The following is a 25,389-nucleotide window of genomic DNA, read 5'->3' on the forward strand; positions in this document are numbered from 1 at the left end:
TGCAAAAGAGCGTACACTCAAAAGGAGAGTACTTACTGTTTTGAAGGAGCTGATCCCTATGCACATGAACGAAGAAGAACAGCAGCGGATGCTGAAGGCGGCCTACAGCCTCTTTTCCACCAAAGGATTCAGTGGAACGAGCGTAAAGGAAATCGCCGGACAAGCGGAAGTTTCTGAAGTGTCAGCTGCCCGTACCTACCCATCCCTGATGGATTTGTTTATTGATTCCTTTTCTGAAAGCTTTATTCAGCAGCTGGAGACCACCTCTGTAGAGGTCCATCCATCGACGAATCAAGAGCCGGCGGAAATGATTTATATGTACTTATGGAACCGGATGAAGGAGTTCACGTCGATGGATAAATCCGTGTTCAAAGAAATGATGAACAGCCTCTTCCCCGTGATGGAAGGCGACGCCGAAAATCGCAGAAAAATGATCGGTATCGACTTCATGCTGGTGGACGAAATGATCGTTCTTTTGAATGAGATGAAGGAAAAAGAGCTGCTGCCCGCGGATTTTAACGCCAATCAGGCTGCCGAAATCATGTACAGTTCCCTGGCTTTCGAGTTTCTATTGTACGTGTATGAAGAGGAAGTTTCCCTGGAGATGTTTTTGAACGGAATCAAAAGAAAGCTCGATTTCATTATCGGGCGGTGATGCATATAAACCGTCGTGGAGGCAGACAGTAAACGTAAACGACAGGAGGTCTCCATGATGAACAAAGAACGCGCCAAAGAAATCTTTCATTCCCCTGATAGGATCCAGGTCCATCATAAGGACCGGGAAATTTATATTGAAGAAGTGATAGAACGCAGTGAAATGGCGAGGATTCACCCGACGGATCAGCCGAATATCGTTCAGAAAGTTCCGTTGTACGAACTCAAAGAACTGGATCAGTGAACGGGATGAATAACTAAATATACAAAAAGCCTGTAAAGACACGATGTCTTTACAGGCTTTTTTATAACCAGGATCATCAGAGGACGGCCCTCTTATTATACTGCGCAGAGAACTTAATTCTGGATGTACTTTTCGAAGATCTCCCTGAAATCCTTGCGTGTATGCTCGGTGTGCTTTTGAGCGAGCCAATCATAGGTGAACGTTACGGATTCCTTAAACTCAGAGGAGACTTGATTGTCATGGAACCTGTTTTCGCGCAGAAGATCACGGGCAGCCTCCAGACTTTCTCTCGCATATTCCGCATGGAGCTGATGGTCTTCCTGAATCTGAGAAATCGCTGTAAGGGATTTATAAAGATCGGCAATGGCCTCGCCTTCATCTTTAGCAATATCAATACTCATGGACTGACTGCCGATGGCAAATTTGATTTCCAGATCAAGGTCGATGGTTCCTGCGGTTTCTATGGTTACGTTTCGAATCGGATTTTTGTAATAGTCGTAGCGCAGAATATTCCGTTTGCTGCTGGAGGCTTTCTCCCCGTCCAGGTGAATGAGGGCCCGGTTGGTAAAGCAGTACTCATCACTTTTTGATTTGATCAGAAAGTGGATCTTTTCTCCATCTTCCGTCAGGACAAAATCATCCGACTGGGTCTTATCAAAATCTTCTTTAGAAATAATTCTCCCGATATCACTCAACCCGAGGGCATCACTGGCCAGCTTTTTAAACATAGGGAAACCTCCTTTAAATTCTTCTTCTACATCATTCGACAGACAACGTCCATTCCCTTCCGTGGATAGAAAATTCCCGAAAAGAAAAGCCGTCCCCATATCGGAACGGCATGCTTTATTTATTCGTAACGGTTCCACTGCACCACTTCGTCCAATGGAAGACGGGTCTTTTGAAAACCAGCTTTTGTACCTTTTCCAAGGGAAATCAGCATAACAGCTTCATAGTTTTCAGGAACATTGAAAGTTTCCAGGAACTGCGCTTCATCATAACCGCCCATCGGTACGGTGTCATAGCCTTTCGCTTTTGCTGCAAGCATCAGCTGGTTGGCCACGATTCCGCCATCAATGTGAGCGATTTTCGCAAGACGCTCTGTCGGGAAGTTTCCATAGTTATCAAAAATGCTGTTGACATACATGTTTTTCACATCTTCAGGCATGTTGCCTTTTTCAGCAATCTGGCTGTAAATCTGGTCTGCGTTTTTATAGGCCTCACGGTCACCAAGAACAGCCACAACGACGGATGCATCGACGATCTGCTGCTGATTGCTGGCGATAGGTAGAAGCTTTTCTTTTTCCGCCTGATCTTCGATGACAAGGAATCTCCACGATTGAAGGTTACTGGAAGATGGAGCCAGAACAGCTGTTTCCAGAATCTCACGGATTTCACTTTCTTCCATTTTGAATTCAGGATCATACTGGCGGACAGAGCGGCGTTCTTTGGCTACGGTTAGAAAATCCGTATCCTCCAGCTGCTTCGGTGCTTCTTTCGTTGTATCGATTTCTTTTACTTTATTTAGGTATTCTTCTTTACTCATTGTATTTTGAGACATGATGATGCTCCTTTAAACTGTATTTATCACAAGAACAGTATATGATTTAACTGTTCCTTTGTCAACTACAGTTTATGATAACCCAAGAAAAGCCCGGCATAACGTTTCGCTTCCATCCGTTTCTGTTCATAAGACCCTTTTTACGAATGGAATGGCGAGATCAACTCCAGCTTTCCGTAGTGACGCCTGTGGGAAAAAGATCCACCGATAAGCGGAACGTGACCTTACTAATCATGAGCTGAATTTGAGGGTGCCCTTTGTTGAATAAAAGGTCGTCCATTTTCCATACAAAAAACATCTCGGATTTTACAGAAAAAAAGGACTGCCGAGAATTCTCTCGACAGTCCGTCTAAAACAACATTACGATTCCTTTTGAATCAGGTCGGCAATGGTTTTCTCTTCAAGCCCGGCTACAACCCAGCTTTCCATATCATTACGGAGTTCAATCAAGGATTCCCTTGTAGAAGGCGCAAAGCATTCTTTGCCTCCGACATTAAAGAAACCCTTCGGAAAAGTTTCCGCTCTCATTGCTTCATAGACTTCTGACAGCTTTATATCTTCGGGGTCTTTCACTAAGGAATAGCCCCCTTCTCTACCTTCTTTGGCGTGAATCAATCCCGCCTTCACTAAGTGACGGAGGATCTTTCTTAAGAACACAGATTTGGATTCCAGCTTTTCGGCAAGCTTTCCACTCGGGCAGAGTCCTTCATTTTCAGCAAGGACGACAAGGGCCTGAACAGCCATCCCAAACCATCGTGTGCTTGATACCTTTTCTGCCATGATTTCACCTCTTCATCTGCTTCTTATTTTGGGACATCCTGCAAAAAAAGTCAAAACACCGGAACGGCAAAAAAGCCCCGGCCGGAGCCGGGACTTTCCATCCTTACTGTGTAAGAGCCAGTTTCAGTGTATGATCACCAACGGTATACTCTTTCATTTCCTCTTTTTCGCCGACCGTGAGCTCCTTAACGAGGACATTCTCACGAATCAGCTGTTCGTTCTGCTTAATGGCTTCCTGTACTTCTTCATCACCGGCAAGAGCGATGTCGACACGAAGATCGATCGGCAGGTCCTGCTGCTTCCGCTCATCCTGAATCACACGAATCACTTCACGGGCAAGGCCCTCAAGGCGGAGCTCTTCTGTGATGGATGTATCAAGAACGACGTGGAAGTCCTGGTTGGACCCCATGGACAGGCCGGCGTCGGCCACACGTTCCACGTTCAACAGATCCATCGGTACTTCAACCTCACCATCGGCTGTTGGCACGACTGCTTTTTCATTTTGGACAACGGTTGCGGCTTCTTCTTCCGACAGCTTTTCCAGATAGCCTTTGACGAGACCGACATTCTTACCAAGTACCGGGCCGGCTGCGCGGAAGTTCAGCTTCACTTCATAACGGACAAGATCCTCGGAAGACTGCTTAACAACAACTTCTTTGACGTTGATCTCATCACGGATGATGCTGCTGTATTCCTCCAGCGCCTTGCCCAGATCCGGGTTGACCGGAATGACGACAAGCTCAGAGAGCGGCTGTTTCGTCTTGATCGCTTCTGTATTACGCACACCACGGGCAAGCTCGACCACCTGCAGGACAGCGTCCATATCTTTTTCCAGCTGTTTATTGACGACAGCATCGTCCACTTTCGGGAAGTGGGCCAGGTGCACACTTTCACCCGTCAAGTTCTGGTAGATATCCTCAGCCAGGAACGGTGTGAACGGAGCCATCAACTGGCTCAGCTGCGTCAGCACTTCATGAAGCGTATGGTAGGCCGCTTTTTTGGACTCGGTCATGCCTTCTTCCCAGAAACGGTCACGGGAGCGGCGGATGTACCAGTTACTCACTTCATCGATATATTTCTCAAGAGCCTTCGCTCCTTTGGTGAAGTCGTAATCCTCAAGGGCTTCTTCCACGACAGCTGTCACACTGTTCAAACGGGAAAGGACCCAGCGGTCAAGCAGCGTCTTCTCCCCGGTTTCATCCTTATTGAACGTGTAGCCGTCGATATTCGCGTACAGCGTATAGAAACCGTGCGTGTTCACAAGGGTATCAATGACTTTGGACTTGGCTTCAATCACGACACGCTCAGAGAAACGTTTGTTGTTCCAAGGGGCACTGTCCGCAAGAAGCGCCCAGCGGAACGGATCGGCACCGAACTTATTGACGATGTCTGTCGGATTAAGGGCATTTCCCTTACTCTTCGACATTTTACGGCCTTCTTCATCAAGAATGTGGCCGGTGGAAAGGACGCGCTTATACGGTGCTTTGCCTGTGAACAGCGTAGAAACCGCAAGCAGGCTGTAGAACCAGCCACGTGTCTGGTCAATTCCTTCACAGATCACATCAGCCGGGAACTGCTTTTCAAACTGCTCCTGGTTTTCGAACGGGTAATGCTGCTGGGCAAACGGCATGGAACCGGAATCGAACCAGACGTCAATGACTTCCGGCACACGGTCCATCGTGCCGCCACATTTTTCACAGGAAACCTGAACACGGTCGACGTAAGGCTTGTGCAGCTCAACGTCTCCGATATCTCCGATCGCTTTTTCCTGAAGGTCCGCTTTACTGTGCGGAGCGTATTGGTGGTCACAGGAATTACACATCCAGATCGGCAGCGGTGTTCCCCAGAAACGGTTCCGACCGATGTTCCAGTCGACCATATTCTCGAGGAAGTTTCCGAAGCGTCCGTCTTTGATGTGATCCGGATGCCAGTCGACCTGCTGGTTGTTGGCAAGGAATTGATCCTTCAGCTCTGTCGTTTTGATGAACCAGCTTTCGATTGCGTAATAAAGCAGTGGTGAATCACAGCGCCAGCAGTGTGGATAGCTGTGCTCATATTTTTCTTTATGGAAAAGAAGACCTTCATTAGCCAGGTACTTCACGATATCTACATCACAGTCTTTCACGAAACGGCCTTCGAATGGAGGGATATCTGCTGTGTAGCGTCCCTGTCCGTCTACAACGTTAAAGAAGGAAAGATTGTGTTCTTTTACGAGGTTGTAGTCATCTTCCCCGTAGGCAGGTGCGATGTGAACAACACCCGTACCGCTTTCGGCGTTGACGAAATCTGCTTCGACAACGAAATGACCACGCTCAGGCTTTACAAACGGGAATGGTGCTTCATAGGATACACCGCTGAACTCGCTTCCTTTATGCTTGGATACGACCGTATAATCTTCGCCAAGATTTTTCTCAGCAAGAGCTTCAGCAACGATGTAAACTTCGCCGTCTTTTTCTGCTTTGATGTAATCGAGATCTGCATGGACAGCCAGGGTAACGTTGGCCGGCAGTGTCCAAGGCGTCGTCGTCCAGCCAAGGAAGAACTCATTCTCTGTCCCTTTGACCTTGAACTTCGCTGTCGCGGACAAGTCTTTCACATCTTCATAGCCTTGAGCCACTTCGTGGGAGCTCAAGGTTGTCTGACAGCTCGGGCAGTACGGAGTAACCCGGTGACCCTTGGATAGCAGGTTGCGCTTATGAAGGTCACTCAGGATGTACCAGACGCTTTCAATATAACGGTCCTGAAGCGTTACATACGGATCATCCATATCGAGCCAGTACCCGATGGATTCCGTGAATTCACGCCACTCTTTTTCATAGTTGAAGACACTTTCCTTACACTTCTCGATGAACTTCTCTACACCATATTCCTCGATCTGCTGCTTTCCGGAAATGCCGAGCTGCTTTTCAACTTCCAGTTCAACCGGAAGACCATGGGTATCCCAGCCGCCCTTACGCAGCACCTGATAGCCCTGCATCGTTTTGTAACGGCCCACAAAGTCCTTGATGACCCGGCCGAGGACGTGACCCGCGTGCGGAAGTCCGTTCGCTGTCGGAGGTCCTTCATAAAAAACGAAAGTTTCTGCGCCTTCGCGCTCATTCATGGAGCGTCGGAAGACATCTTCTTGTTTCCAGTAATCTTTGACACGATTCTCGCGGTCTAAAGCCACTTCCTTCGTATTGACACTGCGCATTTCTTCCACCTCTTACCCTTTTATTTTGTATAGATAATCACATGGGACACAACTGGATACAGTTCCCCTGAAAAAAACAAAAAATCCGCCCCTGTATGAAAACAGGGACGGATGTTCATTCCGCGGTACCACCCATATTCCGTGCAGGTTCAGCCGCACGGCACTCGGTAAAAAACGGATAACGGACGTCAGCCGGTTCCACCTACTCTCAATCATTTCAGCAGAACTTCTCAGGGATGATCTTCAACCGATTCCGCCGTCGCTTTCCACCAGCCAGCGACTCTCTACAGGTCAGGTGATCGATTTACTCTTCCCGTCAATGAAACTATACGTATCTTCTCTAATCGTACAATGGAACGTCAGGGATGTCAAAAAGTTTCTTACCCCCATCTTCGCCCATTCCCTCTCGGATTATACGTGTGGATTTCACTTTACACCCCCACTGATTTTCTGTCACTTTTTACGATTGGATCTTTGATTTGTTCTGGTGATCACGGCAGATCAAAGATTGGTATTATCCAAAACCAAAGCTTCGGATTACACTATAAACAACTCCATTGAAGGAAGGGTGTCTGTGATGAAAAACGAACAGAAACGGCGTGTACAGGAAACTTTCTCAAAAAACAAAGAGGCCTATGTCCAATGCACCACCCATAACAACCCTGATGATTTGAGACTGTTGGTCGAATGGCTGAAGCCGGAAAAACACTGGAGGGTGCTGGATACAGCTACAGGCGGCGGTCATGTGGCCAAGGCCGTGCAGCCGTTCGTGAACCGTGTCTACGCGGCGGATCTGACAAAGGAAATGCTTCAGAACACAGCCGCCCATCTTCCCGGCATGGCCAATATCGCGTTCATTATAGCGGATGCTGAAGAGCTTCCTTTTCTTGACGATTACTTCGATGCGGTCACCTGCCGGATTGCTCCCCACCACTTTCCTGAACCCGATACCTTTGTATCGGAAGTCTCCCGCGTCCTGAAACCTGGCGGCCGCTTCCTCATGATCGATAACACAGCCCCTGAAGATGATCGGCTTGACCATTTTTACAACGCTCTTGAAAAAAGGAGGGACCCCAGCCACGTCCGCGCCTTGAAGGTATCGGAATGGGAAGCCTTATTCAACGACCAATCGCTGATTGTGAAGAAACACTTGAAACGACAGAAGACCCTCCCCTTTTCGTCGTGGGTGGCCCGCACCCAGCCTTCTCCAGCAGAACAGCACGCCATAGAACAGGATTTATTATCGGCCGACAGCCATACGAAAGCCTACTTTTCGATTACATCATCAGATTCAGGTATTGAACACTTTTCCATCGACGAGTATATGGTTCTTGTAGAAAAAGGTTCCTGCTAACGAATAATCCTCCACCTCATAGGAAGAATAACCAAAGGATATTGAAACTTGTTGTGAGGTGGGAAATCAAATGGATATCGTCGTCATGGCCCGTGCCCTTTTCGGAACTTCCCTGGGCTTCCATATCATCTACGCCACTATCGGTGTAGGGCTTCCCGTGATGATCATTATTGCGGAAGTTATGTATTTCATTAAAAAAGACAGCGATTATGCCCTGCTGGCGCGAAGATGGACGAAGGCTTTCGCCATCCTGCTTGCTGTATCGATCGCATCCGGAACAATTGTCGGCGTAATGATTTCCCTGCTGTTTCCTGATTTCATGGAAATCGTCGGCCAAGTCATCGCCCTGCCGTTCCAGATGGAGATTTTCGCTTTCCTGATTGAAGCGGTTTTCATGTCGATTTATTTATATGCGGCGGACCGCCTGCCGCCGACGCTCCGTCTTGTGAGCATCATCTCTGTTGCTCTTGGAGCGACTGCGTCGGCCATACTGATTACGGATGTGCATGCCTGGATGAACACCCCGGCGGGATTCCGGATGCTGCCGGACGGGGAGATTACAGACATCGATACGTGGGCGGCCTTTTTCAACCCGAGCTTCGGCGTCACCGCCATTCACGTTACCCTTTCCGCCTACATGACGGTGGCTTTTCTTGTGGCTTCCGTAGCCGCCCTCCGCTTGATGAAATCAAAAATCACTGATCAGGAGCGGGCCTACCATAAAAAAGCGTTGATGATCGCCCTTTATTTCGGCGCGTTGATGTCTTTGGGAACAGCGATCAACGGCCACGAAACCGCTCAAATGCTGCATGAATACAACCCAAGAAAACTGGCAGCTGCCGAAGGGCTGTTCGAAACTCAGCGTTATGCCCCGCTTTCTGTCGGAGGCTACACATCCCTCGAGGACCAGCGGGTGAAGTACGCCATTGAAATTCCATACGGACTGAGCTTCCTTGCTGGTGACCGGTTTGATACCGAAGTGATCGGTCTGAATGAATACCCGCAGGAGCTGTGGCCGCCCTTGTATGTCCATATTCTGTTCAATGTCATGGTCGGCATCGGTACCGTCCTGATTGCCGTCGCTTTTGCCGCCTTGTTCTGGAAACTTGTTCTTAAAAAAGAGTTTCCCGGATGGATTCTCGCCATCCTTGTCGTCAGCGGCCCGCTGGCTCTGCTGGCGATTGAAGCCGGCTGGTGCTTCAGCTGTATCGGGCGTCAGCCGTGGACGATTACAGATGTCCTGAGAACAGGGGAAGCTGCAACAAAATCCAAAAGTGTCGGTTTTCTCTTTTACTTGTTCATGGGTTTGTACATCACTCTGTTGTTCGTCACAGGATTCGTCCTCCGGTTCTATTTCAAGAGAAACCCTGTCAGCCGGGACTTGAGCTCTCAATAAAGGCAGAGAAAGGAAGAACATTTCATGGAAGCTTCAACACTGGCCGTCACCATTTTGTGGAGCCTGCTGTTCATTTACGCAATGCTTGGCTCTCTTGATTTTGGAGCAGGGTTCTGGGGGATGATTTATGGAAAAAGTGAAGAGAAAAGCGCCTCCCAGATTGCGAACCGCTTTTTATCTCCGACGTGGGAGGTCACCAATGTATTCCTCGTCATCTTCGTCGTATCTGTGGTCACGTTTTTCCCTTATGCAACGACGCTTCTGAGCAGTGTCCTGCTTGTTCCTGTCGCGCTCGGACTGCTGCTCCTGACGATCCGCACCACCTTTATGGTGTTCCAGCACTATGCTGGGAAATTTGTCGGACTCCTTCGTGTCACCTCCGGGGTCACAGGGCTGATCATTCCTGCCCTGCTCGTTAGTATTCTCCCGATCACCCTCGGTGGGTTCATCAGTTTCGAAGATGATTATCCACGGTTGGAATACGGAGATCTTCTGACCCATCCGACGCTGTACATGCACGTATTGTTCGGCCTTTCGACAGAACTGTTCATTTCTTCCGTCTTCTTAATGGATTATGCCAAGGAAGCCGAAGATTGGGACGCGTATGATACCTTCCGGAAACATGCTCTTTGGCTCGGACCTGTCAGCATCGCCGTCGCTATGCTGACCATTGGAACGTTTCCTGAAGAAGCTGGTTGGATCGTTGATAATATTGAGCAGAACTGGCTCATCTTCGGTCTTTCCTTATTGTTTTTCCTGATCGGCTATGTTCTTTTGTTTTTGAAAAAACCGGACGGAAGAAAGGGACGGGCCCGACCTGCCGTCATCATGATCGTGCTGCAGTACGGATTCGCTATTTATGCCTACGGATCCGCCCACCTGCCGTACTTGATTTACCCGGATTTAACAGTCAGCGATGGGTTCACCAACGCGTCCACCTTCTATCCGATGCTGATCGTTTACGCCGTCGGGTTCGGAATTTTGATTCCAGCCTTCTATTTATTCTGGAGGTTGTTCCTGAAAGACCGGCGCTACTTAAAGCAGCAGTAAGCACATGCAGCCACTTCCCTGCGGGGATGGCTGCTCTTTTTTGTTTACCCACTTTCTGTAAAAGGGTACTGAACTACAAAAAAGGAGAAACGCTATGACAGAACTATCGAACTCCTATTTGGAAGAAGCCATTGAAGACAGCCGTCCCTATGCTTCTCAAGGAAAGGTGAATATGAACCTTCCTGATTACGGGGAGGCAAATAAAGACTACCTCGGCGTCAGCATCATCACGACAGACGGCTCGAGTTACAGCGCCGGGGATCATGATAAATACATTCCGATGCAGAGTACCTCAAAAGTCATCAGCTTGATGCTTGCTCTCCAGGACTTCGGAAAGGACCGTGTTTTTCAAACTGTAGGAATGGAGCCGATGGGAGATTTCTTCAATTCCATCAGCCAGCTGGAATCCTATGACACAAGCAAGCCTTTCAATCCGATGATTAACGCGGGCGCCATCGCTACAGCTTCCCTTATTAAAGGACAGAGCGTGGAAAACCGGTTCGACCGCTACATGAATTTCTTAAAGAAAATCACCAGCAACGATCATCTAGAAATGAGCGGTGAGATGTACGAAGCAGAAAAGGCGAACGGCTCGCGCAACCGTTCCCTCGCCTACTTTATGCACAGCACAGGAACCCTTGTGACCGATGTGGAAGAAGCGCTGGATTTATACTATCGTATGAATTCAGTCATGATGTGCTGTCATGACTTTGCCCGGGTCGGCTTGTTCCTTGCTAAAGGCGGTCTCGATCCAGATACGGAAGAAAGCTTGATTCCTGCCCACCACCTAAGAACCGTAAAAGCCATCATGATGACCTCCGGGATGTACAACTCCTCCGGTCACTACGCAGTCGAAGCTGGATTCCCGTGTAAAAGCGGAGTATCCGGGAGCATCATCGGTACGGTTCCTGGAAGAATGGGCATCGGTGTCGTCGGCCCTGCCATTGATGAAAAGGGAAACAGTACAGCCGGCGGCGCTTTGATCAAAAAAATGTCCAGGGACCTGAAATTAAATATGTTCGGCATAGAAAATACAGAAAGGACGAAGGACCATGCCTTTTGATTACGATCTGGATTTTGATTCCATTGATTTCAGAGAAGAACCCGGAAAATACCGCGTCGGGCGCGGAGAACAGGGGGTGCTTCTCGTCGAGCCCTACAAAAGTGAAATTCTGCAGCACTGGCGCTTCAAAACACCTGAGATCGCAAAAGAGTCGTCAGAAAAAATCTACGCCATGTTCGAAGAGTATAAGAAAAACGATGATTTTGTCGGCATGGATATGGCCCGTAAATTCCTCCAGATGGGGTATACACGCTCGCGACGGTACGCCAATTATAAAGGCGGAAAAAAATACGATGACGATGGAGATATCAATGACCGGGATATAGATGAGGAAAAAGCAGAATCAGCCCGGATTTTCGAAGAGAAATGGATCAAAGTCCGCGAAGATGAAGAATACCTTGAGAAAAAACGGGCCCACCAAAAGGAATACGGATAAAATCAGGACGTTCCGATTAAAAATTGGAAAATCTTCCGCATGCATATTGTCAAAACTTTCTGAGTAGTGTAGAGTAGTCATCAACATTTACATGAACTTACAATTATATTCTTATCAAGAGAGGCAGAGGGACTGGCCCTGTGAAGCCTCAGCAACCCCTGGTATCGACCAGAAGGGTGCTAACTCCAGCAAGTTGTTGATCAACTTGAAAGATAAGAAGAAGCCTTGGATATCCAGGACGCCTTCTTCTTAGAGAAGGCGTCCTTTTTGTTTTCACACTGCTTCCTCTCTTGATCGGTTCATAAACGAAAGGAGTATTTTTATGTGTCACACGGAAACAAAATTCGTCCAGACAGGAAACCAGCGGAACGAACCGTATGGAGCGATCAACCCACCGGTTTACTTTTCCACCCCTTACCGGCACCCAGGGCTCGGGGAATCTACAGGGTTTGATTATACGCGGACGGGCAACCCGACAAGAAAAATCCTGGAAGCCTCCATCGCCGATATCGAAGAAGGTGATGCAGGTTTTGCCTTCAGTTCCGGAATGTCCGCCATCCAGACCGTCCTCTCTCTTTTCCGCGAAGGAGATGAAATTCTCGTATCCGAAGATTTATATGGAGGGACCTACCGCTTATTTGAACATATGAAGGAGCGTTACCGTCTGCAGTTTACCTACCTGGAAAACGAAAAGCTGAATGACCTGCCTTCTTATGTGACCGAACGTACGAAAGCCGTTTACATTGAAACTCCGACAAATCCGCTCATGCACCAAACCGACATCAGGCAGATGGCCGGACTAGCAGAAAAACAAGACCTCCTGCTGATAGTCGACAACACCCTTTATACACCAGTTCTCCAGCAGCCGCTGAAGGAAGGAGCGGACGTCGTCATTCACAGCGCGACGAAATACCTGGCCGGACATAACGATGTTCTGGCCGGACTGCTTGTCAGTAAAGGCGCAGACATCAGCGAAAAGCTCGCTTTTCATCAAAATACATCCGGAGCTGTCCTGTCGCCGTTTGACTCCTGGCTCGTCATGCGCGGCATGAAAACCCTGCCTCTACGAATGAGGCAGCATGAAGGCAACGCGAAAGCCGTCGTTCAATTCCTGGAGGATCATCCATGTGTGAGTGATATTTTCTACCCAGGAAAAGGCGGCATGGTGTCCTTCCGACTAAAGGAAGAAGCCTGGATCGATCCTTTTCTAAGAGGATTGAATTTAATCACTTTCGCGGAAAGTCTCGGAGGTGTGGAAAGCTTCATCACCTACCCCGCCACCCAGACCCACGCCGATATCCCTGAAGAAGAACGCGTCCGCTACGGCGTGTGCAATAAACTGCTCCGTTTTTCCGTAGGCGTGGAGCACATCGATGATCTTTTGAGAGATCTTCAATCTACTTTGAGTCAATTACCTAAGGAGGAATCCGTCCAATGAATACCCATTCCCTGCAGACCCGCCTGCTTCACAACGACCAGAAGTTCGATCCGCAGACCGGAGCGGTGAGTGTCCCGATCCAACAGGCCTCAACCTTTCACCAACAGGATTTTGACACACCGGGGGATTACGACTACAGCCGGTCGGGAAACCCGACAAGAACAGCGTTGGAAGAGACGATCGCCGGCCTTGAAAACGGCACGAAAGGCTTTGCTTTCGCCTCCGGAATGGCAGCGATTTCCACAGCGTTCATGCTTTTATCCAAAGGGGATCACATCGTTATAACCAAGGACGTATACGGGGGGACTTTCCGAATGATCCACGATGTTCTCCACCGCTTTGGAATCGATCACACCTTTGTTGACATGACCGATCTTCATGAAGTGGCTACAGCCATAAAGCCGAATACGAAGCTGTTATATATTGAAACTCCTTCCAATCCAACACTTGAAATCACTGATATAAGGGCAGTGGCAAAACTCGCCAAAGCGAACAACTGCCTCACCTTTGTCGATAACACCTTTATGACACCAGCCCTGCAGCGTCCGCTCGACCTTGGCGCCGATCTTGTCCTCCATAGTGCAACGAAGTTCATTGCCGGACACAGTGATGTCGTTGCCGGCTTAGCTGTGACCAACAGGGAAGATGTCGCAGAGGCTCTTTCTTTTCTACAGAATTCTTTCGGATCTATTCTGGGCGCACACGATTGCTGGCTCGTGCTCCGCGGCCTGAAGACACTCCACTGCCGAATCACCCAATCATCTCAATCAGCGGCAAAAGTCGCAGAAGCTTTATCCAGTCACCCTCTGGTCGAGCACGTGTACTACCCAGGCTTCCGCTGTCATCCGGGGAATTCCACCCACACGTATCAATCCGACGGGTATGGAGCCGTTCTATCGTTCCGCCTCCGTGACGAGGAGGCGGTCCGCCAATTCACAAAAGCGGTCGAAATTCCGGTGTATGCCGTAAGTCTTGGAGCTGTCGAGTCGATCTTATCGTACCCGGCGCGGATGTCCCATGCCTCCATGCCTAAGGAGGAACGGGCCAAACGCGGCATCACGGACGGACTGCTGCGTTTATCGGTCGGATTGGAAAAGCCGGAGGACCTGATCGCAGACTTTTCGCAGGCTTTGAACCAAATCGAACGGACTACTGAAGACAAGAGGGTGAGTATATGACATTACGTGAAGCCCTCCATAGACAAACACTGGTCGGAGACGGGGCGATGGGAACTCTTCTTTATTCCTACGGGGTCGACCAGTGTTTCGAGGAACTGAACCTTTCGCATCCAGAAGAAGTGAAAAGCGTTCATGACGCTTACGTCCAGGCAGGAGCCGATTTGATTCAAACCAATACGTACGGCGCCAATTACATCAAGCTTGGCCGTTACGGCCTCGAGGATCACGTGAAGGAGATCAATACAGCCGCTGTCCAGCTCGCAAGACATGCCGCCGGCGACAAGGCGTATGTACTCGGAACGGTCGGCGGCATCCGGGGGGTTCAGAAACAAGCTGTTTCTCTTGAGGAAATAAAACGAAGCTTCCGCGAACAACTCTACTGTCTTTTGTTTGAACAAGTGGACGGCCTTCTTTTTGAAACCTTCTATGATCTAGAGGAACTCTCCACCATTCTGTCGATCGCCCGGAAGGAAACAGACCTTCCTCTGATTGCCCAGGTATCGATGCATGAACCCGGGGTGCTGCAGGATGGTACACCACTCCCTGACGCGCTCACTCATCTGGAAAAAATCGGAGCGGACGTGACAGGCATCAACTGCCGTCTCGGCCCGTACCATATGATCCAGTCCTTAGAAGAAGTGCCCTTACCCGAAAAAGCTTTTCTATCGGTCTATCCGAATGCCAGTCTGCCGGCCTTTCAGGATGGCAGACTGGTTTATGCGACAGATCCCTCCTACTTTCAAAAAAGCGCCCGGGCGCTTTACGACCAAGGGGCGCGGATCATCGGCGGGTGCTGCGGCACAACACCGGAGCACATTGAAGCCATCGCATCCAAAGTAAAAGGAAAAGCACCGATCAAAGAAAAGATTGTAGTTGTCCGACAAAAGACCGAAACAGCCGTCCAATCCACTAAAGATCAACGACCACACCTCCATGAAGCGGCGAAGAAAGGCCGGTCCATCATTGTCGAACTGGATCCCCCGAAAAAGTTGAACATCGATCGTTTTCTTAAAGGGTCCAAAGCGCTTCAGGAAGCTGGTGTTAACTCGATCACCCTTGCGGATAACTCCCTAGCCTCTCCACGAATCAGCAACTCTGTCATGGCTTCGATCATTAAAGAAAAATATGATGTCGATCCACTCGTCCATATCGCCTGCCGGGACCGCAATCTTCTCGGTCTGCAGTCCCACTTGATGGGTCTTCATACACAAGGCATCCGCCAAGTCCTGGCGGTCACCGGCGATCCCACGAAGATCGGGGATTTTCCTGGAGCGACGTCTGTCTATGATTTGTCATCTTTGGATCTCATTCACTATATTAAGCAGATGAACAGAGGCATTTCTTTTTCCGGAAATTCTCTCGGGAACCAAACATCATTCTCAGTCGCTGCAGCCTTTAATCCGAATGTAAGAAATTTGAACCGTGCCGTCGGAAGAATGAAGAAGAAAATTACCTCCGGCGCCGATTACTTTATCAGTCAGCCTGTGTTTAACGAAGAGCAGCTTCTCGAAGTCTATGAAGCGACAAAACAAGTGGAAGCCCCTCTTTACATCGGCATCATGCCGTTGACAAGCGCACGCAATGCTGAATTCCTTCACAATGAAGTGCCCGGCATCACCCTGTCTCCTTCCATACTGGAAAAAATGGAAAAAGCCGGACAGGACCGGAAACAAGCACAGGCCGAGGGCATCAGCATAGCAAAGTCCCTCATCGATACAGCGGTTGACCTGTTTAACGGCATTTACTTGATCACCCCGTTCCTCCGCTACGAGATGACGGTGGAACTAACGAAGTACATTAAACAGAAAACAAAGGAACAGGAAAGGAAGATGTCCGATGGCATCCACATGGTTTGACGAACAACTGAAAAAGAGGATTCTCATTTTGGACGGAGCCATGGGGACGATGCTTCAGGAAGCCGGCCTGAGCCCTGAGGATTTTGGCGGCGAGGACTACGACGGATGCAATGAATATTTGAACCTCACCTGCCCGGAGTTGATTGATACCATCCACACCCGGTATATGGAAGCGGGAGCGGACATTATCGAAACCAACACGTTTGGTGCGACGAGCCTTGTCCTCGATGAATACAATCTCGGTCACCTGGCTGAGGAAATCAATATCAAAGCAGCACAAATCGCTAAAACGGCTGCAGAACGAATGAGCACAGAACATCACCCCCGCTTTGTTGCAGGAGCGATGGGGCCGACGACGAAAACCTTATCCGTCACCGGTGGGACGACATTCGAGCAGCTGGCGGACACCTATGAGGAACAGGCACGCGGATTAATGAGGGGAAACGTCGACCTTCTGTTGTTGGAAACGTCCCAGGATATGCTGAATGTCAAAGCGGCCTATCTCGGGATTACACGAGCCGGTCATGCACTCGGAATCGAGCTGCCCCTTATGATTTCCGGTACGATTGAGCCGATGGGAACGACCCTTGCCGGACAAAGCATAGAAGCCTTTTATTTATCGCTGGAACATATGAATCCGGCTGTCGTCGGGTTGAACTGCGCCACAGGGCCGGAGTTTATGCGGGATCACCTGCGCTCTCTTTCGGATCTTGCTGCCACCTCCGTCAGCTGCTACCCCAATGCAGGACTGCCCGATGAAGAAGGACATTATCATGAAACCCCGGCTTCTCTCGCATCTAAAGTGGCAGGTTTTGCTGAAAAAGGATGGTTGAATATTGTCGGCGGCTGCTGTGGCACGACGCCGGATCACATTCGTGCCATAGCGGAAGCCGTCAAAGAGTACACTCCAAGAACCGCCCCGGAAGACCATGCCCACGCACTAGCCGGAATCGAGCCGTTGATTTATGATGACCCCGCTGACCGCCCGATCCTTGTAGGGGAGCGGACGAACGTAATCGGGTCCAGAAAGTTCAAACGGTTGATTGCAGAAGAAAAATACGAGGAAGCGTCGGAAATTGCCCGCGCCCAAGTGAAAAAAGGAGCACAGGTCATCGATATCTGTCTCGCCGACCCGGACCGGGAGGAAATCAAGGATATGGAAGCCTTCATGAAGCAGGTCGTCAATAAGGTGAAGGTGCCTCTGGTAATCGACTCCACGGATTATCACGTCATCCGGAAAGCACTTACCTTTTCCCAGGGGAAAGTGATCATTAACTCCATCAACCTGGAGGATGGTGTAGAGCGCTTCAAAGAGGTGCTTCCCCTAGCTAAGCAGTTCGGAGCGGCACTTGTTGTCGGGACGATTGATGAAACGGGGATGGCCGTTACGGCAGAGCGGAAACTGGAAATCGCCGAACGTTCCTTTGATATTCTCGTAAACGAATACGAAATCAACCCACGTGATATTATTTTTGACCCTCTCGTCTTCCCCGTCGGTACCGGAGATGCGCAGTATATCGGGTCAGCAGAAGCGACAATTGAAGGCATCCGGTTGATGAAGCAGCACCTTCCTCTCTGCCAGACTGTCCTCGGGGTGAGTAATGTATCTTTCGGGCTTCCTCCAGTCGGCCGGGAAGTGCTGAACGCTGTCTATTTGTATCACTGTACAAAAGCGGGTCTCGATTACGCGATTGTGAATACGGAAAAGCTCGAGCGGTACGCCTCGATCGGCGGGGATGAAATCTCCCTCGCCGATGAACTGCTGTTTCATACCAATGACGCAACACTGGCAGATTTCACAGCTTTTTACCGCGGAAAGAAAAAGGAATCCAAAACGCCGACATCAACCATGACTCTTGAGGAGCGGCTCGCTCATTATGTTGTGGAAGGTACGAAGGAAGGGCTGATCCCTGATTTGAACCTCGCCCTCCAACAGTATGACACACCTCTTTCGATTATTAACGGTCCATTAATGACCGGCATGGCTGAAGTCGGCCGCTTGTTCAATGATAACCAGCTGATTGTCGCTGAGGTTCTGCAGAGTGCCGAAGTCATGAAGGCTTCCGTCGCCTACCTTGAGCCGCATATGAAAAAAGGGGATGCTTCCAATAAAAAAGGCAAGGTTCTGCTTGCGACAGTCAAAGGAGATGTTCATGACATCGGCAAAAACCTGGTCGAAATCATCTTAAGCAACAATGGTTTTGAAGTCGTCGACCTCGGAATCAAAGTGACACCCGCAGAGCTGATTCAGCAGATACAGCAAGAAAAACCGAGCATTGTCGGACTCTCCGGTCTTCTTGTGAAGTCTGCCCAGCAGATGGTATTAACCGCTCAGGACTTGAAACAGCAGAACATCCACCTGCCGATTCTTGTCGGCGGCGCTGCCCTGTCGCGGAAGTTCACCCATACAAAAATTTCACCGGAATATGGAGGGCCTGTCTTATATGCCAAGGATGCCATGGACGGGCTGGCTATATCCAATCAATTAAGCAGTGAAGACTCCAGGGAACAGTTTCTGAGTGAACAGGCTGAAAGACAGGCAGCTGCAGTCGAGCGATCGAACCGTCCAGCCCCGGAAAAAAACAGAGGCGGAGGCACAACCACGGCTGTCCGCCCAGTCTCAACGGTTGCTGCAAATGGACCCGTCTACCAGCCACATGACTTTCAGCGGCATTTGATTAGCCGACACCCAGTCGCACACGTTGAACCGTATATCAATAAGCAGATGTTGATTGGACACCACCTCGGATTAAAGGGTAGATTCGAGAAGCTGCTGGCAGAAGGAAATCAAAAAGCCGTCCATTTAAACGAAGTCGTCAATCAACTGCTGACGCAGGCCAAACAAAACAATTGGATCGAACCTTCTGCCTTATACCAGTTTTTCCCCGCGCAGTCCGACGGCGATGATGTCCTGATCTACGACCCCCGGGATCAAACCCGTCTCATGGAACGCTTTACGTTTCCAAGGCAGCAGAAAGAACCGTTCCTCTGCCTGGCAGACTATGTAAGATCCGTTTCAAGCGGAGAGATGGATTATGTCGGTTTTTTTTCAGTTACCGCAGGCAAAGGAATCAGACAGCGGTCCGTGGAACTGAAAAATAACGGCCGGTACCTGGAGAGCCATGCGCTGCAGGCACTGGCTCTGGAGACAGCCGAAGCGCTGGCTGAAAAGATTCACCAGGAAATGCGTGACCGCTGGGGATTCCCGGATGCGACAGACTTTACAATGCAGGAACGATTTTCAGCCAAATATCAGGGACAGCGGTATTCTTTCGGCTACCCGGCGTGTCCAGAGCTTGAAGATCAGAAGAAGCTGTTCCGACTTCTTCAACCAGAGGATATTGGTATTGATCTGACAGAGGAATGCATGATGGAACCGGAAGCTTCCGTAACAGCGATGGTCTTTGCCCATCCGGAAGCCCGTTACTTCAACGTTCATTAAAACGAAGCGGAAAAGCTCTATACCGATATAAAACCCGTACAGAGACCAAGATTTCTGAGTCACTGTACGGGTTTATCCTTTGATTGCCGCGCTCGTCCACGAATGGCCGTTTTTACAGAACAAAAGACCTGTGACGCGACTTATTTGTCATCGCGGTATTTATAAATGACGGTACTGTATACCTGCGTCTTCGCTTTAGGATCCAGGAAAATGGCAGCGCTGTTGATGGCAGCCATTGCTTCATTGAATCCGGAAGCAATCAGCATCGTTTTACTCGGATAGACCACCGCATCCCCTGCTGCGAATACTCCGGGAATATTGGTACACATGTCCGTTTCTACAGGAATCCGTCCTTTATCGGTATGGATTCCCCACTGATCATACACACTTTTCTCCATCTGCAGCCCTTCATAAACGAGAAGGTGATCAAGAGAAAGCTCTGTACCATCGCTCAGAATCACCCCTGTCATCTGTCCGTCTGCCTCTTTCAACTGCTGAACAGTCCGGCCGTACTGGACGTGGACAGAAGATGCCAGCAGTTTTTCCTCATCCTTTTCATAAACAGCTTTAAAGGCGCTCCCCCTATTGATCAGCGTCACTTCATCAGCGGATTCTTCCAGCGCAAGCGCCCAGTCGATTCCGACACGGTTTTCTGATACAACAGCGGTTTTCAGTCCTTTGTACTGTTCCTTATTTTTTATCGTGTAGTGGATCTGTGTGCCATCATAAGCAGCGGCGCCATTCACCTGGAGAGGCTGCATTTGGAAAGTCCCCAGTCCGGAAGCGATCAGGACGGTCCTTGTATAATGAGCGGACCCATCATGGGTCACGAGAAGAAACGTCCCATCTTCCTGTTTCTGAAGGTCTTTTACTTTCGTCCCTGTCACAAGAGCCGGTTGAATGCTCTGTGCTTGTTTTTCCACATTTGCCGCAAGTTTCTCTCCCGAAATCCCGGGAAAACCGCCGACATCATAAATTAGTTTCTCCGGATAAAAGAACGAAACCTTGCCACCTGTTTCCGGCTGGTCTTCCATCACCTTCGTCTTCAACCCTCTCATCCCACTATAAAAAGCGGCGTACATCCCCGTCGTACCTCCGCCGATAATGGTTACATCATACATTTCCATCTCTGTCACCTTCTCCGCTTCATATATGTTCGTACACGTGTTTACCTCCCATTGTACGGAGGGCGGAAATAGAATGCAAAAGTAAATCTTTTGTAAAGGTTACAGGTATTCCATTGCTTTCTCCAGACCGTTATCGTATTATGATATCGGATTTTGATAATGGAGGTGATCGATGTGCTGAGAGATTTTTTTCTTGGTTCGATTAAGATCCATATCCTCTATCACGCCAGTATAGAACCGATATACGGCGCGTTTCTTATGGAGGAGCTTGCTTCCCACGGTTATGACATCAGCCCGGGGACCCTCTACCCTACGCTCAAGCAGCTGCACAAGGATGAGCTGCTGGAAAAATACGAGGAGAAGGTAGAAGGGAAAATCCGCAAATACTATGTCATTACAAGTAAGGGGCAGCAGGTGCTGAAAGAAGGAAAACAGCAGGTCCAGGAACTTGCTGAAGAAATCTTAGGAAAAGATTGGAGGAAAATTTCAGATGAGTCCATCAAAGAAAAGTAACTGGCTGGAAATTCTGCGCACGTCGACAAAACTCGGCTTCACGTCCTTCGGCGGTCCTATCGCGCACCTTGCCTATTTTAAGGACGAATACATCGATCGTAAAAAGTGGCTCGATGATAAAACCTATGCTGATATCATTGCCCTCTGCCAATTTCTCCCCGGCCCGGCAAGCAGTCAGGTAGGGATTGCCATAGGTATGCTGCGCGGAGGGTTCATTGGAGGATTGATTTCCTGGTTCGGTTTTACGATGCCGTCCATTCTGGTTCTTATTCTATTCGCTATGCTTTATCAATCCTTTGACTTGGCAGATGCCGGTTTCATCCACAGCCTTAAAGTCGTTGCCGCAGCTGTCGTCCTGCATGCATTGATGGGCCTTGGTAAAAAGCTGACCCCGGACAAGCCGAGAATTGCGATGGCCCTGGCAGCCGCCTTGATTCTGCTGCTTTATCCATCCGCCTGGATGCAGCTGGTCATCATATTCGCTGCGGGCGTCTTCGGATGGAAGATGTTTTCCGGATTGAATCCATCTAAAATTCAGCCGTTTCCTGTCACCTTTTCTAAAAAAGCAGGAATCGCGTCCCTCAGCATTCTTGTCGGCCTGCTTATTTTCCTGCCTGTGCTGGCCAGGAATACAGACAATCTGTTCATCCAGCTGTTTGATACATTCTTCCGGGTCGGGTCTCTTGTTTTCGGGGGTGGTCATGTCGTCCTTCCGATGCTGGAACGGGAAGTTGTTCCGACCGGGCTTTTATTTGCCAGTGATTTTCTGGCCGGATATGGAATGGCCCAGGCTGTTCCCGGACCTTTGTTCACGTTTTCAAGCTATCTCGGTACGATGATTCAGGGAATACCTGGAGCTGTCGCCGCGACGGCAGGGATTTTCCTTCCGTCTTTCCTGTTTCTTGTAGCCGCGCTCCCGTTCTTGAACGAACTTAGAAAGCGGCCGGCTTTCCAAGGGGTTCTAACAGGCGTCAACGCCAGCGTCGTCGGCATCCTGCTGGCTGCCTTTTATGATCCGGTCCTTAAGAGCTCGATTTTAAGCGGAGAAGATTTCGCTCTCGCCGCCATCCTGTTCTCCCTGCTTCATTTCTTTAAAGTCCCGGCATGGGCCATCGTTATCATCGGGGTTGCTGCCGGAGCTGTGCTCAATATGTTATAGAAACCAGGCACAAAAGACTTTCTTTTGTGCCTTTTATTTTCGATCTTATTCAAAAAACTTTGGATCTTATGCAGGAAGTTCACTATAATAGTCGAACTTTATCAAAAGATGAAACTATGGAGGGAAACGCATGGCTGAAGAGCAAACCAGATATTCGCGACTAGCTCAAATTACCAAGCTGATCAACACCAAGCTGGATTTGCGCGAAGTATTAGAGCATGTAGTAACAGCCATATCAGAAGAAATCATGCGGTGCGATTCCGTGGGGATTTATCTGCCGCGGGAAGACGGCACGTACCAGGGGTATGTAGGAAAACCCAATACCATTAACGGCATGACATTGGATATGCACATTGTCGATCCGGAACAGGATCTGTTAGCCAAAGAAGTGATTGAAACACGGGAAGCAATTTATATTCCAGACACTTCCAAGGATGACCGCCCGGACCAGCGGGCGGTCCAGGCGTTTAAAATCAAATCGCTGCTTGTCGCTCCCATCTCCTATGAAGATGAATTGTATGGACTCGTCTTCTTGTTTGACTACGGGATCCCCATGGATTTGACGGACTCTGAGATTGAAAGTGTCAAAGCCTATATTCACATGGCCGCTGTAGCGCTGCGAAATGCCAACAACCTGACAAGAAAAGAAAAACTGATTTCAGAAAAGCAGCTTCTCCTTAACGTGACACGCGATTTATCTTTGTGCTCTTCGCTGCAGGAAGCTCTTGATAAATGTTTTTATTACCTTGGGGAAGTCCTTGGAAACCAGAACATCGGCGCCCATTTTATCGATCCTGTAGCAGAAGACCGCCTGAAGCCTGCGAGCCTGAACAAAAATAGTGATTGGACCGAGGAAGACTGGATCGCCACTCACCGAAAGACACGGTTCGATCATAAGGAAGACCTGATCTTTCAGGAAGTGATTGAAACGAAAAAGTCCGTGCTTGTCCCGGATGTGTATGAAGATGACCGCGTCAACAAGCACATTTGCAGGGAGTTTGGAATTAAAGGACTGTATATGATTCCTCTTGTATCACTTGGAGAAGTCCTTGGAGCCATCGCCATCGTCAATCTGACTGAAACGAACTTCCGTTTCACCCCCTCTGTCCGCCAGCTCGCTGAATCCATCGTGGATACCACAGCCCCCGTTTTATTCAATCTATTGTATATAGAAAAGCAGGAGGTTATCATCCAGGACCGCACCTCTGAATTAATAGAGAAAAACCGGGAACTGGAGGAAGCTTTCATAGAATTGAAGCAGATCAGCCGCGAAAAGGATTTGATCTTGAATTCAGCGGGCGAAGGGATTTTCGGCATCGATCTTGATGGAAATATCACCTTTGCGAACCCTTCTGCCACCAGTCTGCTCGGTTACGCCGATGAAACCGATGTAGTAGGCTTGTCCTACGCACGGATTTTCAAGTGGGAAGATCCGAGTGTGGACATCCACTCCTTCAAGGATCTCTATCTCTGGAAGGAAACTTACAGCGGGCAGGAGCACTTTTTCATAAAAAAAGACGGCGGATCGTTTCCTGTCGAATATGTCATTACACCTAAGCAGGAAAACGATGAGACCATCGGGTACGTAGTGACCTTCAAAGATGTGACATCACGCAAGCAGATGGAGGAAAAGATCAAGTACCATGCCTATTACGATGTCGTCACCAATATTCCGAACCGTGTCCTGTTCAGAGACAGGCTGAAGCAGGCGCTCAGCTATGCAGAATTAACAGGAAAATCGCTGGCCATTCTGTTTCTGGACCTCGACCGATTCAAGAAAATCAATGATACGTTCGGACACAGCTTCGGGGATATGGTGCTCCAGCAGGCCGCCCAGCGTCTGGAGCATGCCATTCCGAAGGAGGCGACGGTTTCCAGACAGGGAGGCGACGAATTCATCATCCTTCTTCCTAAAATCGACCGGACAGAAGATGCTGTCGCATGCGCAGAGCGGGTACTGGCTTCTTTCGATACGCCCTTTACGATTCAATCCCAGGAAGTAAGCATAAAAACCAGCATCGGTATCAGCTTATATCCGGAGAATGGGGACAATGTCGAATCGCTGATCAAACATGCCGATGTAGCGATGTATAAGGCGAAAGATTACGCAGGTAATCGGTATCAGCTTTTTTCCAATGATATCGAAGAACGTTCGGTTGAACAGATCAAGCTGGAGAATGACTTATTCAAAGCCCTCCAGCGCGGGGAAGAGTTTGAACTGTATTATCAGCCCAAATTCGACGTCCGCTCCGATGAATTGATCGGCACGGAAACACTGATCCGATGGAATCATCCGGAATTCGGTCTGCTTTCCCCCGGCCGGTTCATTCCGCTGGCGGAAGAAACCGGGTTGATTACTGCCCTTGGGGAATGGGTCATCAAAGAATCCTGCCGTCAGATGAAAAAATGGTACGACAAAGGGTGCACGCAGCTCGCCGTCTCCGCCAACCTGTCGCCGCAGCAGTTCCAGCAGACCGATCTTGCGTCCAAGGTAGCTGCTATTCTTAAAGAGACCGGTCTTCCACCACAGCTGCTGGAATTGGAGCTGACCGAAAATTTAATCGTCAACAATACCAATCAAACCCTTAAAACGATCCGGGAACTGAAGGACCTGGGTGTGCAGATATCTATTGATGATTTTGGCACGGGGTATTCCTCTCTCGGCTATTTGAAGGATTTCCCGGTGGATACACTTAAGATTGATAAATCCTTTATTGATCATATGACAACGAATGCGAACAATGCCGCCATCATCAAAACGATCATCACTCTGGCTGACAGTCTGAAACTGAACGTCATTGCAGAAGGGGTCGAGAGCAGAGATCAGGCTGATTTCCTTGCCCGGCACGGGTGCTACTGGATTCAAGGATATTTATACAGCCGCCCTCTTCCTGTATCTGAATTTGAGAAACGGTATGTCCCATCACAATCACAAAGGAGCTAACGAA

At 49.2% G+C, this 25,389-nt stretch carries 19 protein-coding genes, 1 riboswitch and 1 other annotated feature; of the genes, 14 read left to right on the forward strand and 5 right to left on the reverse strand.

Features of this window, described 5'->3' with window-relative positions; all coding sequences use genetic code 11:
* Positions 1-58 precede the first annotated feature (58 nt).
* Both ACXAJH_RS18580 and ACXAJH_RS18585 read left to right on the forward strand, forming a co-directional pair.
* Positions 59-655, forward strand: coding sequence for a TetR/AcrR family transcriptional regulator (locus ACXAJH_RS18580; RefSeq protein WP_474994904.1), 597 nt, complete (start codon positions 59-61; stop codon positions 653-655).
* Positions 656-712: 57 nt separating this feature from the next.
* Positions 713-898, forward strand: coding sequence for an H-type small acid-soluble spore protein (locus ACXAJH_RS18585; RefSeq protein WP_474970311.1), 186 nt, complete (start codon positions 713-715; stop codon positions 896-898).
* Positions 899-1,011: 113 nt separating this feature from the next.
* Here the strand turns inward: ACXAJH_RS18585 and ACXAJH_RS18590 are convergent, their stop codons facing one another.
* The 4 genes from ACXAJH_RS18590 to ileS all read right to left on the reverse strand — a co-directional run bounded on the left by ACXAJH_RS18590 (position 1,012) and on the right by ileS (position 6,429).
* Positions 1,012-1,626: a PH domain-containing protein gene (locus ACXAJH_RS18590; RefSeq protein WP_474970310.1), complete on the reverse strand. Its 615-nt coding sequence runs from the start codon at positions 1,624-1,626 to the stop codon at positions 1,012-1,014.
* A gap of 119 nt (positions 1,627-1,745) precedes the next feature.
* Positions 1,746-2,456: a nitroreductase family protein gene (locus ACXAJH_RS18595; protein WP_474970309.1), complete on the reverse strand. Its 711-nt coding sequence runs from the start codon at positions 2,454-2,456 to the stop codon at positions 1,746-1,748.
* Positions 2,457-2,816: 360 nt separating this feature from the next.
* Positions 2,817-3,236, reverse strand: coding sequence for an RrF2 family transcriptional regulator (locus ACXAJH_RS18600; protein ID WP_474970308.1), 420 nt, complete (start codon positions 3,234-3,236; stop codon positions 2,817-2,819).
* Positions 3,237-3,339: 103 nt separating this feature from the next.
* Positions 3,340-6,429, reverse strand: a complete 3,090-nt coding sequence (gene ileS, locus ACXAJH_RS18605) for an isoleucine--tRNA ligase (protein ID WP_474994906.1) — start codon at positions 6,427-6,429, stop codon at positions 3,340-3,342.
* A gap of 100 nt (positions 6,430-6,529) precedes the next feature.
* Positions 6,530-6,758: a binding site (T-box leader), on the reverse strand.
* A 248-nt stretch (positions 6,759-7,006) separates the two neighbouring features.
* Here ileS and ACXAJH_RS18610 point away from each other — a divergent pair.
* From ACXAJH_RS18610 to metH, 9 genes are all read left to right on the forward strand, one after another.
* Positions 7,007-7,783, forward strand: a complete 777-nt coding sequence (locus ACXAJH_RS18610) for a class I SAM-dependent methyltransferase (RefSeq protein ID WP_474994927.1) — start codon at positions 7,007-7,009, stop codon at positions 7,781-7,783.
* A 70-nt stretch (positions 7,784-7,853) separates the two neighbouring features.
* Positions 7,854-9,179 (forward strand): cytochrome ubiquinol oxidase subunit I, encoded by a 1,326-nt coding sequence (locus ACXAJH_RS18615; RefSeq protein ID WP_474970306.1) that lies wholly within the window; start codon positions 7,854-7,856, stop codon positions 9,177-9,179.
* Positions 9,180-9,203: 24 nt separating this feature from the next.
* Positions 9,204-10,229 (forward strand): cytochrome d ubiquinol oxidase subunit II, encoded by a 1,026-nt coding sequence (locus tag ACXAJH_RS18620; RefSeq protein ID WP_474970305.1) that lies wholly within the window; start codon positions 9,204-9,206, stop codon positions 10,227-10,229.
* A 94-nt stretch (positions 10,230-10,323) separates the two neighbouring features.
* Positions 10,324-11,292: a glutaminase A gene (gene glsA, locus ACXAJH_RS18625; RefSeq protein ID WP_474970304.1), complete on the forward strand. Its 969-nt coding sequence runs from the start codon at positions 10,324-10,326 to the stop codon at positions 11,290-11,292.
* A complete protein-coding gene (locus ACXAJH_RS18630; protein ID WP_474970303.1) occupies positions 11,282-11,728 on the forward strand; it encodes a DUF4385 domain-containing protein in 447 nt (148 codons plus the stop codon). Before glsA ends, ACXAJH_RS18630 begins: the two co-directional genes overlap by 11 nt.
* 108 nt (positions 11,729-11,836) lie before the next feature.
* A riboswitch (SAM riboswitch) is annotated at positions 11,837-11,947 on the forward strand.
* 103 nt (positions 11,948-12,050) lie between these two features.
* Complete coding sequence (locus ACXAJH_RS18635; RefSeq protein ID WP_474994908.1) at positions 12,051-13,166, forward strand: methionine biosynthesis PLP-dependent protein; 1,116 nt, start codon at positions 12,051-12,053, stop codon at positions 13,164-13,166.
* A complete protein-coding gene (gene metC, locus ACXAJH_RS18640; RefSeq protein ID WP_474994910.1) occupies positions 13,163-14,344 on the forward strand; it encodes a cystathionine beta-lyase in 1,182 nt (393 codons plus the stop codon). Before ACXAJH_RS18635 ends, metC begins: the two co-directional genes overlap by 4 nt.
* Positions 14,341-16,200 (forward strand): bifunctional homocysteine S-methyltransferase/methylenetetrahydrofolate reductase, encoded by a 1,860-nt coding sequence (locus tag ACXAJH_RS18645; protein ID WP_474994912.1) that lies wholly within the window; start codon positions 14,341-14,343, stop codon positions 16,198-16,200. Before metC ends, ACXAJH_RS18645 begins: the two co-directional genes overlap by 4 nt.
* On the forward strand, positions 16,181-19,642 hold the full coding sequence (gene metH, locus ACXAJH_RS18650; RefSeq protein WP_474994914.1) for a methionine synthase: 3,462 nt from the start codon (positions 16,181-16,183) through the stop codon (positions 19,640-19,642). Before ACXAJH_RS18645 ends, metH begins: the two co-directional genes overlap by 20 nt.
* Before the next feature lie 140 nt (positions 19,643-19,782).
* Here metH and ACXAJH_RS18655 read toward each other — a convergent pair whose 3' ends face one another.
* On the reverse strand, positions 19,783-20,769 hold the full coding sequence (locus ACXAJH_RS18655) for an NAD(P)/FAD-dependent oxidoreductase (protein WP_474970589.1): 987 nt from the start codon (positions 20,767-20,769) through the stop codon (positions 19,783-19,785).
* Positions 20,770-20,943: 174 nt separating this feature from the next.
* On the opposite strand from ACXAJH_RS18655, the gene ACXAJH_RS18660 reads away from it, so the two are divergent.
* From ACXAJH_RS18660 to ACXAJH_RS18670, 3 genes are all read left to right on the forward strand, one after another.
* Entirely contained in the window at positions 20,944-21,282 is a 339-nt protein-coding gene (locus tag ACXAJH_RS18660; RefSeq protein ID WP_474990797.1) for a PadR family transcriptional regulator, read from the forward strand.
* Positions 21,260-22,441 carry a chromate efflux transporter gene (chrA, locus tag ACXAJH_RS18665; RefSeq protein ID WP_474994916.1) on the forward strand — a complete coding sequence of 394 codons (1,182 nt, stop codon included), beginning with the start codon at positions 21,260-21,262 and terminating at the stop codon, positions 22,439-22,441. Before ACXAJH_RS18660 ends, chrA begins: the two co-directional genes overlap by 23 nt.
* Positions 22,442-22,571: 130 nt before the next feature.
* On the forward strand, positions 22,572-25,385 hold the full coding sequence (locus ACXAJH_RS18670; RefSeq protein ID WP_474970295.1) for a sensor domain-containing phosphodiesterase: 2,814 nt from the start codon (positions 22,572-22,574) through the stop codon (positions 25,383-25,385).
* Positions 25,386-25,389 lie beyond the last annotated feature (4 nt).

The sequence above is a fragment of the Halobacillus sp. ABD4_316 genome, assembly GCF_056161385.1.

Excerpts from the sequence above, each read along its gene's own strand:
- ACXAJH_RS18580 (WP_474994904.1), top strand. The coding sequence starts at position 59 with ATGCACATGAACGAAGAAGAACAGCAGCGGATGCTGAAGGCGGCCTAC.
- ACXAJH_RS18585 (WP_474970311.1), top strand. The coding sequence starts at position 713 with ATGAACAAAGAACGCGCCAAAGAAATCTTTCATTCCCCTGATAGGATC.
- ACXAJH_RS18590 (WP_474970310.1), bottom strand. The coding sequence starts at position 1,626 with ATGTTTAAAAAGCTGGCCAGTGATGCCCTCGGGTTGAGTGATATCGGG.
- ACXAJH_RS18595 (WP_474970309.1), bottom strand. The coding sequence starts at position 2,456 with ATGTCTCAAAATACAATGAGTAAAGAAGAATACCTAAATAAAGTAAAA.
- ACXAJH_RS18600 (WP_474970308.1), bottom strand. The coding sequence starts at position 3,236 with ATGGCAGAAAAGGTATCAAGCACACGATGGTTTGGGATGGCTGTTCAG.
- ileS (WP_474994906.1), bottom strand. The coding sequence starts at position 6,429 with ATGCGCAGTGTCAATACGAAGGAAGTGGCTTTAGACCGCGAGAATCGT.
- ACXAJH_RS18610 (WP_474994927.1), top strand. The coding sequence starts at position 7,007 with ATGAAAAACGAACAGAAACGGCGTGTACAGGAAACTTTCTCAAAAAAC.
- ACXAJH_RS18615 (WP_474970306.1), top strand. The coding sequence starts at position 7,854 with ATGGATATCGTCGTCATGGCCCGTGCCCTTTTCGGAACTTCCCTGGGC.
- ACXAJH_RS18620 (WP_474970305.1), top strand. The coding sequence starts at position 9,204 with ATGGAAGCTTCAACACTGGCCGTCACCATTTTGTGGAGCCTGCTGTTC.
- glsA (WP_474970304.1), top strand. The coding sequence starts at position 10,324 with ATGACAGAACTATCGAACTCCTATTTGGAAGAAGCCATTGAAGACAGC.
- ACXAJH_RS18630 (WP_474970303.1), top strand. The coding sequence starts at position 11,282 with ATGCCTTTTGATTACGATCTGGATTTTGATTCCATTGATTTCAGAGAA.
- ACXAJH_RS18635 (WP_474994908.1), top strand. The coding sequence starts at position 12,051 with ATGTGTCACACGGAAACAAAATTCGTCCAGACAGGAAACCAGCGGAAC.
- metC (WP_474994910.1), top strand. The coding sequence starts at position 13,163 with ATGAATACCCATTCCCTGCAGACCCGCCTGCTTCACAACGACCAGAAG.
- ACXAJH_RS18645 (WP_474994912.1), top strand. The coding sequence starts at position 14,341 with ATGACATTACGTGAAGCCCTCCATAGACAAACACTGGTCGGAGACGGG.
- metH (WP_474994914.1), top strand. The coding sequence starts at position 16,181 with ATGGCATCCACATGGTTTGACGAACAACTGAAAAAGAGGATTCTCATT.
- ACXAJH_RS18655 (WP_474970589.1), bottom strand. The coding sequence starts at position 20,769 with ATGGAAATGTATGATGTAACCATTATCGGCGGAGGTACGACGGGGATG.
- chrA (WP_474994916.1), top strand. The coding sequence starts at position 21,260 with ATGAGTCCATCAAAGAAAAGTAACTGGCTGGAAATTCTGCGCACGTCG.
- ACXAJH_RS18670 (WP_474970295.1), top strand. The coding sequence starts at position 22,572 with ATGGCTGAAGAGCAAACCAGATATTCGCGACTAGCTCAAATTACCAAG.